The following is a 17,554-nucleotide window of genomic DNA, read 5'->3' as shown; positions in this document are numbered from 1 at the left end:
CCTCTTGTTTTCAAGGATATTTACACTATAGCAGGCATTTTAAAACAAGCAAAATCAGTTTTTGTTCGTTTTTGAACATATTTTGATAATTCTAAAATTCATTATTTTTGGGTGTTAAATTCTATTTTTCATCTACAGACAAGCTCATCTACTGAATTCCATCATAAGAGGGTGTTTCTCAACGTCTTTTCCTGAAATAAAACGTCCTAAGCGCTTTCGAAGTGAGCTAAACAGATAGCTCATGAATATGTAAAAGGCTTTTACCCGTTCGTATTAAAATAGAAAGAGAGATATACCAAATTACGATACATCCCCCTTCAGATAATACTTATAAAGTAAGCGCTCGACACATGAACACCGTAAATTGCGCGCGTATTAAGTTTATATTTACTACTAAGATCTTCTAAAGCATATACCTATATTTACTCGGCATCGAAACTATAGCATTATCGATAAAATTGTTAAATTCAATATTTGTTAGTTTTCGAACATATTTTGATAATCTTTTTTGTTGCAAATTTAAATTCATTCAAAATCAGCCCAGTCCTATGCCATTATCGAAATGACCAACATCGTGTCGGTCGGCCCTCATGCACCTAAGCACAAAGCCCATTAAGGACGCTATTATGCCGAGGCATAATTGATACCCTGCCTCTTAAGGTCGATTTGACAAAAGTAACAACCTTTTGATAACTTTAAGTTGTTACTTGTTAATTTTTAGATACATATCATCCTATAATAAAGAAAGGGAGATCTTATGAGATTCAGTAAATTAATGAAAATAGGATTAGCTTTAGCAGCCATGTTAGTATTAACTGCTTGTAGCTCAGAAGGTGAAAACACGAAAAATAAAGACAAAAATGAAGTGAACTTAGCCTATGTTGAATGGGATACTGAAATTGCCTCTACAAACGTAGTAGGTCAAGTTCTAGAAGATTTAGGATATAATGTAACACTAACACCACTGGATAACGGAATTATGTGGGAGGCTCTTGCTAAAGGAGAGGTCGATGGCATGGTGTCAGCTTGGCTACCACAAACACATGCCCCACAAGTTGAGAAGTACAAGGATAAAATAGACGACTTGGGCGAAAACCTAGCAGGTGCAAAAATTGGCTTAGTTGTCCCAAGTTATATGGACGTAAATTCTATCGAAGATTTAACAGATGAGGCTGGTAAAACGATCACTGGCATTGATCCAGGAGCAAATATGACAGCAACTACGGAAAATGCTTATAAAGAATATAAAAACCTAGAAGGCTGGAATGTAGTTACCTCTTCTGCAGGCGCAATGACAGCAGCACTTACTCAAGCGATTGCGAATAATGAAGAAATCATCGTGACTGGTTGGTCTCCACATTGGAAGTTTAACGCATTTGATTTAAAATATTTGGACGATCCTAAAGGTATATACGGAACTGAAGAATATATTGGTACATTTGCACGTAACGGATTGAAAGAAGATGATCCGGGAGCGTATAGTGTTCTAAAAAACTTCCACTGGACTCCAGAAGATATTGAACGTGTGATGTTTGATATTATGAAAGGCGATGATCCTAAAGAGGCAGCAAAAAAATGGATCAAAGACAATGAAGATAAAGTTTCAGAGTGGACAAAAGATGTAAAATAGTACAAATGGCAAGTTTTATAAACTCGTCTAACGATTTTACATATGAAGAATAGCGTTAAAAACAACAATACCTTCTGCACTGATGATAATTGGAACGTAAAGATTCTATCTATAGAATTAGGTCAAACGTCAAAACCTATTTCCTTTGCAGATTTCATCTAAAAAAGTCGATTTCCAGTACAATATGGAATCGACTTTTTTTTGTTTTATATCGCCATTGCGTGAGAAGTTGAAATGAAAATAGTACACCATATAAATAGAATTTAATATTGTCTAACACTGATTCATCTTCTTTCAATATATTTAATTTAATCCTGATACATAAAACTACTTACATTACTACCACTTTAAAACTTTTGTGCTATTTTTTGGCTGTTCTCGTATACTTTGGTGATTAGGAATCGGCAGGAGGCTTTAGGCCAGTATATGAGCCATTCATCATGATATCGGGATCACTCTATCCGCTCGTACAGGGTCTAGAGTTTGATATATCCCAGAGTCATCCAATATATATTATCACTGTTTATGTTTGGGGTTTAATGTAAATGTTTAGTTGTTAATATATTTATATTTCAACAAGGTAATAAGTTTATTAAAAAAATTGCTATAAAAGCTTTTAACAAACTCAATAACCTTCTTTGGTTTATATATCTATATTTTTTGAATAAAGAAAGGACTGTCCTCAAAAGGCATCTTTCATTACCTTTTGGGACAGTCCCTTGTTTGTTAACCATTATTTTAATACTTCTGGATGGAAGCCATCTTTTTGGAAGTAATTTTCACTTGACCAAATATTTAATTTTTCTTTTTCCGCATCTTGCTGAATTTCTCTTAATTCATCTTCAAACGTATTGTTTGGTTTATGGATAAAGCGCACTGCTGCAAGTCCTTCTTTTAGTAAGGATTCCTGTAGCATTACATCATCAATAAAGACATAGGCTAATAAACGATCATAATGATCTGTTTCTGGTCCAACATCGTAAACCGCTTCAATCTTTTTGGCGTTTTGTAGCAATTTAATTGTGTAGTCCCTTGCCTCTTCAGCATAAGGCTGTGCTTCACCTTTTTTATAATTCATTTCTGGTGTATCTACCATCAATAGGCGGATTTTTTGTTTCTTGCCATTTATTGTCGTCTGAATCGTATCACCATCATATGCTTTAATAAAGTCTACATCAAAGCGTTTATTCCCTGTTTTTTCTTCAACCTGTTCAATAGAAATAGTACTATCTTGGTTAGTCGATGTTGTATCCTTTTCTTGGGCTGGTGATCTGCCAAAAATCATATACAATGCAACAGCAAGAATGATTGTACCACTCGTAATTAACGTTTTTATATCTTGCATTTTCATGTAGTAGTTCCCTCACAACTTCATCTTTATTACATTTTAAGGAGGCTTCTAAAAGAATCCTTAAAAGTTTCACGATGTTTCTATTGTAAAATATCAGGCTACTACATTCAAGTTATGTAGTTGCAACAGCAACCCAATGATTTGGAGAAACTTCAACAAGTTGACTATTTTCTATCTCATAATGTGTTTGTTTGTCTATATGTTCGGTATCCATATATTTTTTCTTTTCTATCGCAGGATCTGGAATTGGTATTGAGTGTAATAGAGCTTGTGTATATGGATGCTGTGGATTGGTGTACAGCTCCTCACTTTCTGCAAGTTCTACAATCTTCCCTCCATACATGACAGCTACACGATCGCTAATATGTTTAACCATAGACAAATCATGAGCAATAAATAAGTATGTCAATCCTAGGCGCTGCTGTAAATCCTTTAACAAGTCTACAATCTGCTTTTGAATAGAAACATCAAGAGCTGAAAGTGGTTCATCACAAACGATAAAATTTGGCTCCACTGCTAAAGCCCTTGCGATGCCAATACGTTGGCGTTGTCCACCTGAAAATTCATGCGGATAACGCATTGCATGTTCTTTGTTTAAGCCTACAAGTTCAAGTAATTCCGCCACACGCTGATGACGCTCTTCATTCGTTTTAACGAGTTTATGAATATCTAAAGCTTCCCCAATAATATCTACTATTTTTTTTCGAGGATTCAACGAGGAATATGGATCTTGGAAAATAATTTGCATATGACGCCGCATTGCTTTAAGCTGCTTTTTCGTTAGTCTTGTAATTGGTACACCTTGATATAAAACTTCTCCATTCGTAGGCTGATGAAGCTGTAAAATCGTTCGACCTGTTGTAGATTGTCCTGAGCCCGATTCACCTACTAAACCTAATGTTTCTCCTGGGTATATATGAAACGATAAATCGTTGACAGCCTTTACCATTTGACCACGCCCTAATGCGAACTCCTTTGAAAGATGTGTCACTTCGATTAATGGTTTATTTCTATCTATTTCAAGCTGTACATTCGTAATTTGCTTAGGCTGCTTTTTCTCATGAAGCTTTGGTAAAGCATTCAATAGTTTTTTAGTATAAGGATGTTGAGCATTTTCAAAGATTTCCTCTGTTGTACCTTGCTCAACAATCTCCCCTTCCTTCATAACAATAATTCGATCGCACATGCCAGCAACAACACCTAAATCATGAGTAATTAATATGATTGAGGTGCCCATCTTTTTTTGCATGTCTCGCATTAATTTTAGGATTTGCGCTTGAATAGTTACATCAAGGGCTGTAGTCGGTTCATCTGCAATTAGTAAAGATGGTTGACAGGCAAGTGCCATGGCAATCATAACACGTTGGCGCATTCCTCCTGAAAACTCATGCGGATATTGTTTATACCGTTCTTCTGCATTTCGAATACCTACAAGTTTTAATAACTCTATTGTTTGCTTATAGGCCTCAGCTTTGGTCATTGACTGATGCTTTATTAAACTTTCAGCTACTTGCTCTCCAATACGAATAGTTGGATTTGTAGATGTCATTGGATCTTGAAAAATCATACTAATATCTTGTCCGCGGATCGTCTCCATTTGTTTCTCGCTCAATGAAGTAATCTCTTGTCCTTTAAACAAAATATTTCCTGACTTTAAATATGAAGGTGGTGATGGTAATAGTCGCATAATTGAACGAGCCGTTACACTTTTCCCACTACCTGACTCTCCTACAATTCCGAGTGTTTCACCTTTATTTAAATGAAAGTTAACGCCTTTAACGGCTTCAAATTCTGTTTCTCCCGTCATAAAAGATACACGAAGATCGCTTATTTCTAGAAGCTTTTCACTCATTCAATCCATCCTTTTGTAAATTTTGTGATTGACTTAATTATTTGTATAATCCATACTTTACAATACTGATAGGAATTATACAATATAAATAATAATCAATTATGCCTCGGCATAATTGCGTCCGGAATCGGCTTTGTGCTTAGACCTGCACGAAGGCCGACACGATGTCGGTCATTTCGGTAATGCCACAGGACGTGGTGTTTTTACCGATGCAGGTTAGTTAGCCGTTATCGCATGGATGCGATGATTTTAGGCTAACATCCTTTGCGAACTCCTTTCCGATTTCCGTGACATCCGCCGGAGGCTTCAACTTCTTTCACCCTGCAATCTGTTCAATATGGCTTACAAAAATGAGTCGCTACTACGCGTGTGTTGATGTTGTTTTGTCCACACGTTGGAATCTATTATTTTATTTACGTCTGGAGGAAATGCATGGTTATTTTAAAAGATCATTCTACAACTAAGGAACATGTATTCTTTTTTTCAGTTTATCAAAAGCTCATGCACCATAAGTCTTACAATGTGCTACTCTTTCTTTTAAGTATTTTAGTACACCCATTTACATACTTATCTTATCGGAAAAGAAAACATTCACATCAATACCAACAAGCTTTTGAGCTACGAAGTCAGTACTACAAAGAAAAGGGTTTGTTCGCACAATGGCAATTTAAATTTGCTGAGCAAGAATTAGCCAAAGCGAAGTTCTTTCATGAATTTATGTCAGAAAAACAATTACAGGAAACTGCTTCGAAATTAGCAGATTCAAAAATACAGCAGTTAGTAGAGCAAGATTTATTGAAGGATGGTTTAGAAGATCCATCTTATTTACAATTTTTTAATCAGCAACTTAAAAATAAAAATTTCATTGCTCTTACTTTTTTACCGGCTGTTTTATTTTATGTAGTCCTTCTATTGTGTGCGAATCCATTTCTACAATTTATCATTGAACGAATACTACAAAGTTTCATTGTTATTGTAGGTGTCGCGACACTAGTGTTTACAATTTTGTATTTGTCACCATTCGATCCAGCGAGAAATTTACTTGGTGTTGCGGCAACGCCTGAGCAAATTGCTAACTTTAATCATATTCATGGTTTGGATCAGCCATATTTATCTCAATTATGGCATGCATTATCTGGTCTCTTCACATTTGATTTAGGTACTTCCTTTGCAGGGAAAGAAACTATTACACACAGCATTGTAAACAAGTTTCCTGTCACACTTGAAATAGCCATCCTATCACTATTAATGGCTATCGCTATTGCTATTCCGGTCGGCATTATTTCCGCTGTTCGTCCAAATTCATATTTGGATTATACATTTATGTTCATCGCCTTGATTGGATTATCCATCCCCAGCTTTTGGCAAGGCTTACTATTTATTTTAACGTTTGCCTTAAAGCTGCAATGGTTCCCAGCTACATATAATCCTCAAAACTGGCTTTCTTTAATAATGCCAATTATCGTCTTAGGAACATCCATTACGGCTTCCATTGCCCGTATGACCAGATCCAGTATGCTTGAGGTGATACATGAGGATTACATTATTACAGCGAGAGCTAAAGGCTTGAATGAATTTAAAGTGATTTCAAAGCATGCTATTCGCAATGCCATGATTCCTATTATTACAGTGATTGGACTTCTTTTTGGTGGGATGTTAGGAGGGGCATCTGTTACAGAAAAAGTTTTCAATATTAGTGGTATCGGTAGCTATATTGTTGATAAGCAGTTTATTCCGGACATTCCAGCTATCCTCGGTGGGGTCGTCTATATTGCTATTACAATTTCGATCGTAAATTTATTCATCGATATTATGTATGCCTTTTTCGATCCACGCATTCGCTCGAAAATGAAGAAGTCTTAAAGGGGGATCACCCGTGAAAAACAGCTTACATGTCAAACTACTTTTGAAGATAACACAGGAATATGTCAATTCACATTTTACACTTGTCTTTTCCTTACTGTTTTCTTTATTGTTTCTAGCTTATAGCTATAATTTTTCTACTCAAAGTTGGCGACCAATCGTCTTAATCTTTTTTGTCATTTATGCAGTTACCACAGCTTATGTTGGTTTCCTGACTTTACGCATTAAACAGGATTTAGCAAGCTATAGTGACATACGAAAAAGCACTCGATTACTTGGTTATCCACTGTTATTGACAATCGTTTCAGGTAATATTTTTTCAACATCTTTTGCTTTTTTACTTATTTCAAAAAGTAAGACAGCTGAATATACTTTTGCTGCTTATGCATTGATCACTCAGCTTTTTATTATCGGTATTTCAGCACTGAACTTATTTAAACCGTACGTCACAGATACTTATTTACTTGCAATGGGTCTTTTCTTACTCCTTGCAATCTTTTATATCGTGATGTTGATGCTATGTACAAAATTTGTGACTTCCGAGGCTGCGCCAAAATGGATGCTGCTACCTGGCATTTTGCTGCTTATTGCCTCATTGACTGGCAATCTATTTGCAACATTGCTAGGGTATAGCCTTATTCAAAAAGCTCGAAAGGCGAATCCCTCTACAATTGAAAAATGGCAAAGAATTTGGGAAAAGATTTTACGCAATACGATGGCCGTCTTCGGATTATTTTTCATAGTGCTAATGTTTTCTTTGTCCGTAACAAGCTCTTGGACATTTGACTATGACTTTGCTATTGAAAATAACTATGGGGCATTATTACAAACACCTTCGTTAGAATATCCGCTAGGCACCGATAATTACGGGCGTGACTTATTTTCTCGCATTGTTTTCGGTGCACAAATATCGCTTATAGTCAGATTTTTCTCAACAATCATACCTGCTTTAGTCGGCGGAGCCCTTGGAGCATTTTCCGGTTATTACGGGAAAGCGACTGACAACATAATTATGCGAAGTCTTGATATTTTATATGCCATTCCTGGAATTCTACTTGCTATTGCTATTATCGCAGCGTTTGGTGCCAATACTATGAATTTAATCATCGCACTAAGTGTTGGAGCCATTCCAACTTATGCTCGTACTATGCGCGCTAATGTAATGCAGCTCTCTAATTTCGAATTCGTAGAATCAGCCAGAGCTTTAGGAGCTTCTGATGCTGCAATCATTTTTAAACATATTGTCCCTAACTCGTTAGCACCGATGATTGTCAAAGCAACATTAACTATTGGTGGTGCTGTAATTTCAACAAGTAGTTTAAGTTTTTTAGGGCTTGGCATTGAGCCACACATTCCTGAATGGGGCAATATTCTAAAAGTCGGTAGTACGTACCTGGAAACACATTCCTATGTCGCTATTTTCCCAGGTCTTTGTATTATGCTTCTCGTTCTCTCCTTTAACTTTTTAGGAGATGGATTACGAGACGCTTTAGATCCAAAATCAAATTAATAATGGAGGTTCTTACATGAAAAGATTACTTGTATTCTTATTCATTGCCGTCTTAGCATTAGCAGGCTGTGTACAGACAAAAACTGAAGTGGAAGGTAGTAAAGATTCAAAAGAAAAAGGTAAAAAGACAGTTGAAGTATTAGGGATGGCCGCTTCTGAGGAAGATATGAATATTGTTCGAGATCAACTAGTTAAAAATGGCTTTGAAGTTAAACTAAATATTCAACCTGATTATGGTTCATTTTCAGCACAAAAAGATGCTGGAAATTATGATTTAGCTCTATCTAGCTGGACAACAGTAACAGGGAACCCTGATTATGCTGTTCGTGGTTTGTTTAAAACAGGCGGTGACTATAGTATTGTATCTGATTCAAGTTTAGATGCGCTCATCGAGGAAGCGAGTACGTTGACAGGTGATGAAGCCGCTGCAAAATATAAAGAATTAGAACAGCTTTTAGTATTCGATCAAGCTTATATTGCGCCTTTATATATTTCAAATAAATATCAAGGCATATACTCTGAATTAGTAAACCCAAAAACTGTACATCTACCAAAATCCCGTGCGCAAGTATGGGAAAATATCGAATTCAATGATTCATCCAAAAATGCAACTGAACCGTTGATTTTACATCAAACAATAGAGTCGTTAACATCTCTTGATCCTATTAAAGGAAATGACGGTTCTATTAATACATTAAATACGAATATGTATGTACGACTTGTAAACTTAACAGATACAGATGAAGTCGTTTCTGATGGTTCATTATCTTATAACCATGCTATTGCTGAAGGGAACCAAGAATATTATTTTATTTTACGTGATGATCTTAACTTCGCTGCTGTAAAAGATGGTGCTGCTGTTGATACAGGTGAATTGGTTTCAGCAGAAGACGTTGTATTCTCATTAAACCGTGCAAAAGATTCAAAATCAGTTCCAGACCATCGCACATATAGTCTTCATGAAAATATCGAAACAGTCGAAATCGTTTCTGACTTAGCTGAATTACAAAAGAAAAAAGTTGCAGGCTCTGATCAGTCTGTATTAGAAGCATTATCCCAAAACCTCCCTGCTTCTGTAACGCAATTAGCAAAAGACAAAGGGACTGTGAATAATGCGACTGGAGCATACCAAGTTGTTAAAATTACAACACCAACACCATTCCCACAAGTGTTAAATTATTTAGCACACCAATCTGGTGGTATCGTTTCTGAAAAACAAGTAACAAGCATTAACACATATGATGTAGCAGCCTATAATCCAGACAAGGATATTGCTTATGGTGATCAAGCTACAGTGACGGAAGGCACAGCAACATACAACAACCATCTTTACGCTAGCGGTCCTTACATTCTTATAAAGAAAAATGATTATGAAGCACAGTTTGTGAAAAATCCTGCCTACCGTGTAGGTAGTGAATATGAACCGAAGATCGCAAAAATTAATGTTCGTTTTATCGCTGATAACGACAGTGCATTATCAGCATTACGTAATGGTGAGATTCATGTTCTTCAGTCAGTACCAGAAACAAAGCTAGACATTGTAAAATCTGATACGAAACTAACTTTAAATACTGCTGATAGTAATGCCGTATCCTATCTACAAATGAATACATCTGGTCGCCCTGTTTCAGAATCAGTAGACCTACGTAAAGCAATTCTGTACTCTATTAATCAAGATGAATTTATTAGCTACTATCAAGGCAATAAAAAATCTGCTGTATCCACTGTTTCACCACTCATTAATACTGGGTTAAAGCTTGAAGCAGACAGTAAAAAAGTAAAAGAATATTTAAAAGCCTTTAACGATTAATAAGTATATTTCATAAAGAATACTAAATAAGCAGAGCCTCCTCATATTATTGAGGAGGCTCTTTCATAGTGTTGAATAACTATTATGTCTATGAAATTAAGGTGTCCAAATAAATATATATTATGGTTCTACGGCAAAGCGTGAGGTTGATTTCCGTTCTGGCTGGGCGCTTTCCTGGGGGCGTCCGATGAGCCGCTTCACTCGCGCTGCTCGCTCCAGGGTCTCGGGCCAACACGATGTTGGTCACGAAGGCGTTATCACAGGACGTGATGCTTTTAGCCTTCGTTCCTCTATATCGCTGATCCCCGAGGAGTCGCCCAGCCTCCACTCCAATCAACCGCTTTTACACAGTTTGTGTTTTCAGGTATGTCACTTTAATTAAAAGTGACAACGGAGCGACAGCAACAACTCGCCCATTGGAAAGAAGAGCATTGAGCAGATATCCCCCCATTATAATCCCTTGACCAATATGTTTTTCAACACTAAAAAAGAGCCCTCACATACTTATAGAAGGCTCTGTTGTCTATTTTAGAAGATGCTGGTCACTCAGGCATTTTCACAGAATGTGAAGTTCTCAGCCTGAGTTCCTCGATTTCAGGGGTGCTCAAAGAAGTTAAATCTCATGATGTGATTTTGGTTTTGGTCCTAGCTCTTCGGGATCAATATCAGCAAATGTACCGCCCTCTTCTTCCAAGTCACGCATACGATGTGCAATACGGGATGCGGCAGAAGCTGCGATACTGCCAACTAGGTCATCTAAAAACGTATTTACATGATGACCAGGTTCTGTATCTAACTTCTTAATAATACCGATTTTTTGCTTATCTAAGTGACCAAAGGTTGTTACCGCTATGCTACCGTATGTAAAGACAGATCCAAGTGCGATTGTTTCATCCACACCAAATAAACCCTCATCGGATTCAATAATTTGCTGTAACGGTGCCGACAATAACTTTTTCTCTGCAAGTTCATCTAATTCAATTCCTACTAATAAAGCATGTTGAACTTCACGCTTACGTAATACACGCTCAACAGAATGAACACAGTGGTCTAATGTTAAACCTTCATTATAGGATTTTTGCATTTCATAAACGATTTTAGCAATATCCTCTAGCGATACACCACGACGAATAAGTGCAGCTTGAGCTGCCTTCGCTACTTCATCAGAGTGTATGCGAGTACTTTTATCATGCATAACTATCCCTCACTTCGATTTGATTGCTAGAATAGTGCTAGCTCAACCTATTATACCTTTACTTTAGCTATATGGTACAATTTCGATACAAACATGAGAAGGAGTGTCATCATTGGATAAGGGGACTGTACAAGATTTAAAGTTCTATAGTGAAGCTTTACAGGAGGAATTATTGCTCTATATTTATGTTCCTGCAAATTATTCTCCACTATATAAATATAATATTTTAATTGCATCAGACGGCAAAGATTATTTCCAGCTTGGAGGTATTACAAAACTTGCTGATGAACTTATCGATGACTATGAAATCGAAAATTTAATCATTGCATTCGTTCCTTATAAAGACATAAAGGATCGACGTCTTAAATATATTCCAAGTGGAGAGCAACATGAAGCATATCTTCGTTTTTTAGCACACGAGCTTGTGCCCTATTTAGACGCTGAATATGCAACCTATCAAATGGGAATGGGTCGTGGAGTCATTGGTGACTCGATGGCTGCTACCGCTTCCTTAATGGCCGCATTAAAATATCCAAGTATTTTTGGCAAGGTTATTTTACAATCACCATATGTTGATGAAGATGTGTTGCAAGCTGTAGAGAATTTTAAAGATCCAGGCGCAATCTCCATTTACCATATTGTTGGAAAAGAAGAAAATAAAGTTGTCACAATGGATAAAACCATTAAAGATTTTTTAACACCAAATCGTCAGCTTCATAATCTCATGTTAGACAAAGGATTTTCTTTATTCTATGAAGAATTTAATGGCAATCATACATGGAAATATTGGAAACCTGATCTACGTCGCGCATTAATTGAAAATTTCAATTAATATAGACGAATCAAATTACGAAATCGGAAATTTCTGTTATACTTAAATAAAAAATTGTTTACTTTCGGGAGGTAATGGCCTATGAAATACGGTATTGTGGCATTTCCATCAAAAAAATTGCAAGATTTAGCGAATACGTATCGTAAACGATACGATCCTCATTATGCGAAAATTACTCCGCATATTACATTAAAGGACAGCTTTGATGCAACAGAAGATGAGATTCAGACTGTTATAAAGCAATTAGATGAACTTGTTGCCGACTATGCACCTTTAAACATTCATGCATTACGTATAAGTTCATTTTTCCCTACAACAAATGCGATTTATTTCCGCATTGAACCAACTGAACAATTAACAGCATTCCACCAAGCAATTGAAGAAAAAGTATCTTTTGGTGAGTCAAAACATGTATTTGTACCACATATCACGATTGCTCAAAAAATGACAGATTCCGAGCATGATGACATCTTTGGCCAACTACGTATGACAGGCGTTGATGAAAAAGATACAATTGATCGTATTCATCTTTTATACCAATTGGAAGATGGCTCGTGGACAACATATGAAACATTCCGATTGTCAGGAGCTGAGTAATCCTTGTACAACGTTAAGATAGTGGAAACAGCAAAAGAGCACGAGGATGCGTTCGCAGTTCGCAAACAGGTTTTTGTTGAAGAGCAAGGTGTGCCGTTGCATTTAGAGTGTGATGCCGCGGATGCATCTGCAACTCATTTTATTATGTACGAAGACAATGATCCTGTAGGTGCTGCACGTTTACGTAATATTGTGGACGATGCTGCAAAAATTGAACGAGTCTGTATTTTACAAGATCAGCGAGGCAAAAAACTAGGTGCTTTAATTATGAAGGAAATGGAAAAGTACGCTATTTCAATAAATAAGAAAAAGCTAAAACTCCACGCACAAAGTTATGCTATTCCTTTTTATGAAAAGCTTGGCTATGCGGTAACATCTCCCGAATTTATGGATGCTGGTATCCCACATCGTGCTATGGAAAAAACGATTTAATTTCTTTCAGCTCAAATCGGTGTTACGAAAATGCTACGGCATATCGTAACACCTTTTTTTATTTTTCTACAAAACTTTAAAGGTTGATGTATAAATGAAAGTCCATTTAACCAACCTTTTAAATATATCAAATTATTTCATCATTTTAGTAATTTTATCGAGGTCTAGTGAAGCACCATCTTGAATAATAGATTGAACTAACTTATCTTCAAGCTCTTGCGTAATTTGTCTATTGGACACCTTACTTACGCGTCGTACGATTTTTCTTACTTGTTTTTCACTTGTAAAATCAGCATGTTGGATTGCATTTGCTAATGCGAAGATCTCTTCCATAGATACCCCAGTTTTTTGTTCAATTGAATTAAAAAATCCGCGATTCATGTTCCCCCTCCTATCAGTTAAAATTAATTTATTTCCATTCATATTTTATGCACGAAACATTCGAAAAATAGTGAAGGCTTTAAACTTTATTCAGATAATAAAGCACTCTGAAGAAAAGCTAAAGCCTCTTATCAACTGTACATATCAATTATGCCTCGGCATGATTGCGTCTGGAATCGGCTTTGTGCCCAGGCCTGCACGAGGACCGACACGATGTCGGTCATTTCGGTAATGCCACGGGACGTGGCGTTTTTACCGATGCAGGTCAGTTAGCCGTTATCGCATGGATGCGATGATTTTAGGCTAACATCCCCTAAGAACTCCTTTCTGATTCCATGACATCCGCCGGAGGCTTAACTTCTTTCAGCAGATATTTGGACACTCACTGAAAAATAGCTTAAATCCGCATTCATCTCACACCTTTAAAGGTAGAAGACTTCTGTACCTGTCGCTACGCTTTCGGTACAAAAGACAAATGCTGAAAGAAGTTAGATGATAGTAGCACCAACAATGATTAGAAGAATGAATAGAACAACGATTAGAACAAACGTTGAACTCTGACCATGTCCATAGCCATAATATCCGCAGCCATAATATCCGCCGTAATCTCCTCCGTAGCAACCATCAGAGTGCCCTCCATACGAGCCCCAGCCTTGATATCCCATAAAAATACCCCTCCCTTCTACAACCTATAATATGTTTGGGTTGTAAAAATGGGTGGGGTATTCGTCTAGTCAACATTTCCTTTTGGTTTAAAAAGTAATGCTCCGATAAAGCCAAAGACAATGGCAGCACTGATGCCTGAGCTTGTTACTTCAAACATCCCAGTTAACACGCCTACAAGCCCATGCCTTTCTGCCTCAGCAAGTGCACCATGCGTTAAAGAATTTCCAAAGGACGTAATAGGAACTGTTGCACCAGCACCTGCAAAAGCAATGAGAGGCTCATACAAGCCTATTCCGTCTAGAATTGCACCAATTACGACTAGAGTACTTAATGTATGTCCTGGTGTTAATTTTCCTACATCCATTAGTAATTGACCGATGGCACAAATAATGCCTCCTACAATAAATGCAAATACAAATGTCATAGCCATAGCTTTTACCTCATTTCATTGTAATTTCAATCGCATGTGCCGTACATGGAATCGTCTCGCCCTGTTGAAAAGTAAGCGGAGACAGTAATGCTCCTGTCGCTACAAGAAGAACTCGTTTATAAGTACCTGCTCGCATCTGTTGAATTACATAACTAAAAAAAACAGCAGCTGAACAACCTGCACCACTCGCTCCGGATTGAAATGCTTCATCCTGCCCATAAAACTCGGCACCTGCATCACGTAAAGGTTTTAACTCCTCACTCTTGATGCCACTTTCAACGAACATACCTTTTAAAAGTTTTAAGCCAAGTTGTCCTAAATCACCTGTTAAAATTAAATCATAGTGGTAAATTTTTTGATTACGCTGCTCTAAATGTGATTGAATCGTCTGAAAAGCTGCTGGTGCCATCGCTGCACCCATGTGAAAGGGATCATCCATTCCGTAATCAACCGATTTTCCAACAGTTGCTGCTTCAATAGAAGGGTATTCCTCTTGATGTTTACCAATTAGAGCATATCCAGCAGCCGTTACCGTCCATTGAGCAGTTTGAGGCTTTTGTGAGCCATAATCGATTGGATAGCGGAACTGTCGCTCAACCGCATTGTGTTGACTGGACGCACCAGCTAGGGATAAATTTGAGGCACCTACTTCTGTTAAAAGGCTCGCAACGATTACTGAAGATATAGAAGTGGCACATGCTGAGAAGAGTCCAATAAAAGGAATGTCTAAGTCTCTAGCCGCAAAATTGGTCGGTGTCATTTGATTTACTAAATCGCCGCCCATAAAGTAATCAATGTCCTTATTTTTTACGTCCGCTTTTTTCATAGCAAATTGACAGGCCTCTTCCACCATTTTCCGATGACCTTGCTCATTTGTTTTCATTTGCCAACGTTCATCATCATAAGTCGCATCAAAATGTTGACTAAATATACTTCGTTTCTCTAGTGGACCTGCAACTACACCTGCTGCTATTAAGGATGGCTTCGATTGAAAGATAATTACCATGAAACCACTCCTAGCGTTACGAGAATGTATTTAATAAGTCCAACAAAAAAAGCGGAGACAACACCAAACAATACAACGGACCCAGCTAATTTAAATAAATTCCCGCCAACACCAAGTACTAATCCTTCAGATCTATGCTCGATGGCAGCAGAAATAACAGCATTACCAAACCCCGTAACAGGCACAGCTGATCCAGCTCCAGCAAATTGACCAATCTTCTTATATAAACCAAAACCTGTTAAAATCATGGCAAAGAACACCATTGTTGCAACTGTTGGATTTCCGGCTGTCTCTTCAGTAAAATTAAAGAAAATGATATAAAAAAGTGAAACGGCCTGTCCGATTGTACAAATAAGTCCACCTACAAAAAATGCCTTTGCAACATTTTTAAAATAAGGCGGTTTCGGCGTAACATTCTGTTCTAATTGATGGTATTGTTCTTTTTCCACTATGCTTGCTCCTTTGCTAGCTTTTTCAATTCGTTAATTTTATCTTTCAGTTTATTATCTTCAACTTGATTCTTTTTTATTTTATTGGCTTCATAAAATATTTTATAATCGGTTGAGACAAATACCTTTTTATTTGGATATTTTTCATCAAATTTCTTTTGCAGCTTTTTCTCTAATTTAGCCTTTTTCCATTTATCCCATGGTTTAATTTGCACTGCTACAAGCATACTATTGTCGTATTGAATAACAGTTGTTTTGTCTACATATTTCTGCTCTTTTAATATGGCTTCAACTTCTTTTTCATTTTCCGGTGAACCGTAGACAATAAATTTTTCTTTTTCACCGCAACCACTTAAAAGCGATAAACTGACTAATAGAGGTAACATCATTCCTAATAGCTTCAAGTTTTACCCTCCTTTTCTCTAAAGTTTCTCCAACCATAAAAAAACTATTCATTTAACTATATATACAAAGGCCCGAGTCCATTTTTCTTAAGTACATATTGTAGAAGTAGTAACAAGGAAAGGAGGTGACAATATGGGTTGTGGCAAGCCAACAAATCCTATTGGACCAATCCATTCAGCAGGCTGCGTTTGTGACGTAGTACGCGCTATTTTAGACATTCAGAATCAAGCGGTGAGAGAAGAATGTCAACCATGTACAGCTAACTGTTTCCTAGAACCACTGGGAGGCATCGTAAGTCCAGCACGCTCTCATGCAGATACACGTGTATTTATGTTAATTACAAAAGATGGTACTCCTTTTAAAGCATTTTTCAGTTCTCCAACAGCAGATCCATGTATATGTACATCCGTATTTTTCCGTGTAGAAGATATGTTTGATGAGTGCTGCGCTACCTTGCGTGTTTTAGAACCTTTATGTTCATTTGACTCCAGTGAAAGTACAGTCGATCTATTAAGTCGAGATGGCTGCTGTGTCAACATGAAAAAAATATGTAAAGTAGATGATTGGAATTCCACTGAGAGCTGTATTACTGTAGATTTATCGTGCTTCTGTGCTGTACAATGTATTGCTGATGTTGACTTAGGGATTTGTGAATAATCTTTTTCTCCTTTGACACACTACACATAAAAAAAGTGTACAGCATCTTCTGCTGTACACTTTTTTCATAAAGTAGGTAATTGTTTACCCCGCCATAAAACTTGTTCTATGTCCTCAAAATAAATAATCTCTTGTGTCTTTAATTCAAAAGAAGTAAGCATCAATGAATCCGTCTCTACATTAGATGCACTACCTCGTAAATTTCGACCATCCTTTAAACATAAGACTAACGGTTGATAAGCTTTTTGCCGAAACGGCTTTTCTAAAAATTGAAGTTGCTTTAGTAAATACGGATCTATTTGTAATTCATCAACCACTTCTTCTTTTTCTTCAATCGTCTGTTCATTGAAATAGCCGTCCTTTAGATACACTGACGTACTCTCATCCAAATCAAGTTCATGTAGCACCTTAGAAATATTTAGAAAATAGGATGGTGACTTTATAAATAAGCGTGGCTCTTGACCCACATTACTCACTTCCCTTTTTTT

The 17,554-nt window shown here is 37.0% G+C and carries 18 protein-coding genes; 8 read left to right on the top strand and 10 right to left on the bottom strand.

Annotated features, from left to right (window positions below; translation table 11 throughout):
* Window positions 1-757 precede the first annotated feature (757 nt).
* Window positions 758-1,630, top strand: a complete 873-nt coding sequence (locus ABE34_RS01515; protein ID WP_197139901.1) for a glycine betaine ABC transporter substrate-binding protein — start codon at window positions 758-760, stop codon at window positions 1,628-1,630.
* Window positions 1,631-2,363: 733 nt separating this feature from the next.
* Here the strand turns inward: ABE34_RS01515 and ABE34_RS01510 are convergent.
* Together ABE34_RS01510 and ABE34_RS01505 are read right to left on the bottom strand one after the other, a co-directional pair.
* Entirely contained in the window at window positions 2,364-2,981 is a 618-nt protein-coding gene (locus ABE34_RS01510) for a thermonuclease family protein (protein WP_197139899.1), read from the bottom strand.
* A 112-nt stretch (window positions 2,982-3,093) separates the two neighbouring features.
* Window positions 3,094-4,833 (bottom strand): ABC transporter ATP-binding protein, encoded by a 1,740-nt coding sequence (locus tag ABE34_RS01505; RefSeq protein ID WP_197139897.1) that lies wholly within the window; start codon window positions 4,831-4,833, stop codon window positions 3,094-3,096.
* A 432-nt stretch (window positions 4,834-5,265) separates the two neighbouring features.
* On the opposite strand from ABE34_RS01505, the gene ABE34_RS01500 reads away from it, so the two are divergent.
* Genes ABE34_RS01500 through ABE34_RS01490 form a run of 3 tightly spaced genes read left to right on the top strand, consistent with a single transcriptional unit; the run spans window position 5,266 to window position 10,016 of the window.
* A complete protein-coding gene (locus tag ABE34_RS01500; RefSeq protein ID WP_197139896.1) occupies window positions 5,266-6,696 on the top strand; it encodes an ABC transporter permease in 1,431 nt (476 codons plus the stop codon).
* Window positions 6,697-6,709: 13 nt separating this feature from the next.
* Window positions 6,710-8,206, top strand: coding sequence for an ABC transporter permease subunit (locus ABE34_RS01495; protein WP_197139895.1), 1,497 nt, complete (start codon window positions 6,710-6,712; stop codon window positions 8,204-8,206).
* Window positions 8,207-8,222: 16 nt separating this feature from the next.
* On the top strand, window positions 8,223-10,016 hold the full coding sequence (locus ABE34_RS01490; protein WP_197139894.1) for an ABC transporter substrate-binding protein: 1,794 nt from the start codon (window positions 8,223-8,225) through the stop codon (window positions 10,014-10,016).
* A gap of 613 nt (window positions 10,017-10,629) precedes the next feature.
* On the opposite strand, the gene ABE34_RS01485 is transcribed toward ABE34_RS01490, so the two are convergent.
* Complete coding sequence (locus tag ABE34_RS01485) at window positions 10,630-11,211, bottom strand: phosphatidylglycerophosphatase A family protein (RefSeq protein ID WP_197139893.1); 582 nt, start codon at window positions 11,209-11,211, stop codon at window positions 10,630-10,632.
* A gap of 112 nt (window positions 11,212-11,323) precedes the next feature.
* On the opposite strand from ABE34_RS01485, the gene ABE34_RS01480 reads away from it, so the two are divergent.
* From ABE34_RS01480 to ABE34_RS01470, 3 genes are all read left to right on the top strand, one after another.
* Complete coding sequence (locus tag ABE34_RS01480; protein ID WP_197139892.1) at window positions 11,324-12,043, top strand: alpha/beta hydrolase; 720 nt, start codon at window positions 11,324-11,326, stop codon at window positions 12,041-12,043.
* Between the two features lie 81 nt (window positions 12,044-12,124).
* Window positions 12,125-12,640, top strand: a complete 516-nt coding sequence (locus ABE34_RS01475; protein ID WP_197139891.1) for a YjcG family protein — start codon at window positions 12,125-12,127, stop codon at window positions 12,638-12,640.
* Between the two features lie 3 nt (window positions 12,641-12,643).
* Window positions 12,644-13,072, top strand: a complete 429-nt coding sequence (locus ABE34_RS01470; RefSeq protein WP_197139889.1) for a GNAT family N-acetyltransferase — start codon at window positions 12,644-12,646, stop codon at window positions 13,070-13,072.
* A 132-nt stretch (window positions 13,073-13,204) separates the two neighbouring features.
* Here ABE34_RS01470 and ABE34_RS01465 read toward each other — a convergent pair whose 3' ends face one another.
* The 6 genes from ABE34_RS01465 to ABE34_RS01440 form a co-directional block, all read right to left on the bottom strand.
* Window positions 13,205-13,453: a stage VI sporulation protein F gene (locus ABE34_RS01465; RefSeq protein WP_197139887.1), complete on the bottom strand. Its 249-nt coding sequence runs from the start codon at window positions 13,451-13,453 to the stop codon at window positions 13,205-13,207.
* Window positions 13,454-13,941: 488 nt separating this feature from the next.
* Window positions 13,942-14,118, bottom strand: a complete 177-nt coding sequence (locus ABE34_RS25335) for a YjcZ family sporulation protein (protein ID WP_079559577.1) — start codon at window positions 14,116-14,118, stop codon at window positions 13,942-13,944.
* 65 nt (window positions 14,119-14,183) lie between these two features.
* Window positions 14,184-14,543: a stage V sporulation protein AE gene (gene spoVAE, locus ABE34_RS01455; RefSeq protein WP_197139961.1), complete on the bottom strand. Its 360-nt coding sequence runs from the start codon at window positions 14,541-14,543 to the stop codon at window positions 14,184-14,186.
* A 16-nt stretch (window positions 14,544-14,559) separates the two neighbouring features.
* The gene (locus tag ABE34_RS01450; RefSeq protein ID WP_197139885.1) at window positions 14,560-15,555 is read right to left on the bottom strand and encodes a stage V sporulation protein AD; all 996 of its coding nucleotides are present in this window, start codon (window positions 15,553-15,555) and stop codon (window positions 14,560-14,562) included.
* Complete coding sequence (gene spoVAC / locus ABE34_RS01445) at window positions 15,549-16,004, bottom strand: stage V sporulation protein AC (protein ID WP_197139883.1); 456 nt, start codon at window positions 16,002-16,004, stop codon at window positions 15,549-15,551. Before spoVAC ends, ABE34_RS01450 begins: the two co-directional genes overlap by 7 nt.
* Window positions 16,004-16,408, bottom strand: coding sequence for a YhcN/YlaJ family sporulation lipoprotein (locus ABE34_RS01440; RefSeq protein ID WP_241747131.1), 405 nt, complete (start codon window positions 16,406-16,408; stop codon window positions 16,004-16,006). Before ABE34_RS01440 ends, spoVAC begins: the two co-directional genes overlap by 1 nt.
* A 133-nt stretch (window positions 16,409-16,541) precedes the next feature.
* Between ABE34_RS01440 and ABE34_RS01435 the strand changes: the two genes are divergently transcribed.
* Complete coding sequence (locus ABE34_RS01435) at window positions 16,542-17,066, top strand: CotY/CotZ family spore coat protein (RefSeq protein ID WP_079559573.1); 525 nt, start codon at window positions 16,542-16,544, stop codon at window positions 17,064-17,066.
* A gap of 65 nt (window positions 17,067-17,131) precedes the next feature.
* On the opposite strand, the gene ABE34_RS01430 is transcribed toward ABE34_RS01435, so the two are convergent.
* Entirely contained in the window at window positions 17,132-17,533 is a 402-nt protein-coding gene (locus ABE34_RS01430) for a hypothetical protein (protein ID WP_346655496.1), read from the bottom strand.
* Window positions 17,534-17,554 lie beyond the last annotated feature (21 nt).

It is taken from the genome of Lysinibacillus sphaericus (assembly GCF_015844675.1).
Lineage (GTDB): Bacteria > Bacillota > Bacilli > Bacillales_A > Planococcaceae > Lysinibacillus > Lysinibacillus sphaericus_E.
This window is presented reverse-complemented; position numbering and strand designations above follow the sequence as displayed.

Coding starts and splice junctions, on each gene's coding strand:
- ABE34_RS01515 (WP_197139901.1), top strand. CDS start 758: ATGAGATTCAGTAAATTAATGAAAATAGGATTAGCTTTAGCAGCCATG.
- ABE34_RS01510 (WP_197139899.1), bottom strand. CDS start 2,981: ATGAAAATGCAAGATATAAAAACGTTAATTACGAGTGGTACAATCATT.
- ABE34_RS01505 (WP_197139897.1), bottom strand. CDS start 4,833: ATGAGTGAAAAGCTTCTAGAAATAAGCGATCTTCGTGTATCTTTTATG.
- ABE34_RS01500 (WP_197139896.1), top strand. CDS start 5,266: ATGGTTATTTTAAAAGATCATTCTACAACTAAGGAACATGTATTCTTT.
- ABE34_RS01490 (WP_197139894.1), top strand. CDS start 8,223: ATGAAAAGATTACTTGTATTCTTATTCATTGCCGTCTTAGCATTAGCA.
- ABE34_RS01485 (WP_197139893.1), bottom strand. CDS start 11,211: ATGCATGATAAAAGTACTCGCATACACTCTGATGAAGTAGCGAAGGCA.
- ABE34_RS01475 (WP_197139891.1), top strand. CDS start 12,125: ATGAAATACGGTATTGTGGCATTTCCATCAAAAAAATTGCAAGATTTA.
- ABE34_RS01465 (WP_197139887.1), bottom strand. CDS start 13,453: ATGAATCGCGGATTTTTTAATTCAATTGAACAAAAAACTGGGGTATCT.
- ABE34_RS25335 (WP_079559577.1), bottom strand. CDS start 14,118: ATGGGATATCAAGGCTGGGGCTCGTATGGAGGGCACTCTGATGGTTGC.
- spoVAE (WP_197139961.1), bottom strand. CDS start 14,543: ATGACATTTGTATTTGCATTTATTGTAGGAGGCATTATTTGTGCCATC.
- ABE34_RS01450 (WP_197139885.1), bottom strand. CDS start 15,555: ATGGTAATTATCTTTCAATCGAAGCCATCCTTAATAGCAGCAGGTGTA.
- ABE34_RS01435 (WP_079559573.1), top strand. CDS start 16,542: ATGGGTTGTGGCAAGCCAACAAATCCTATTGGACCAATCCATTCAGCA.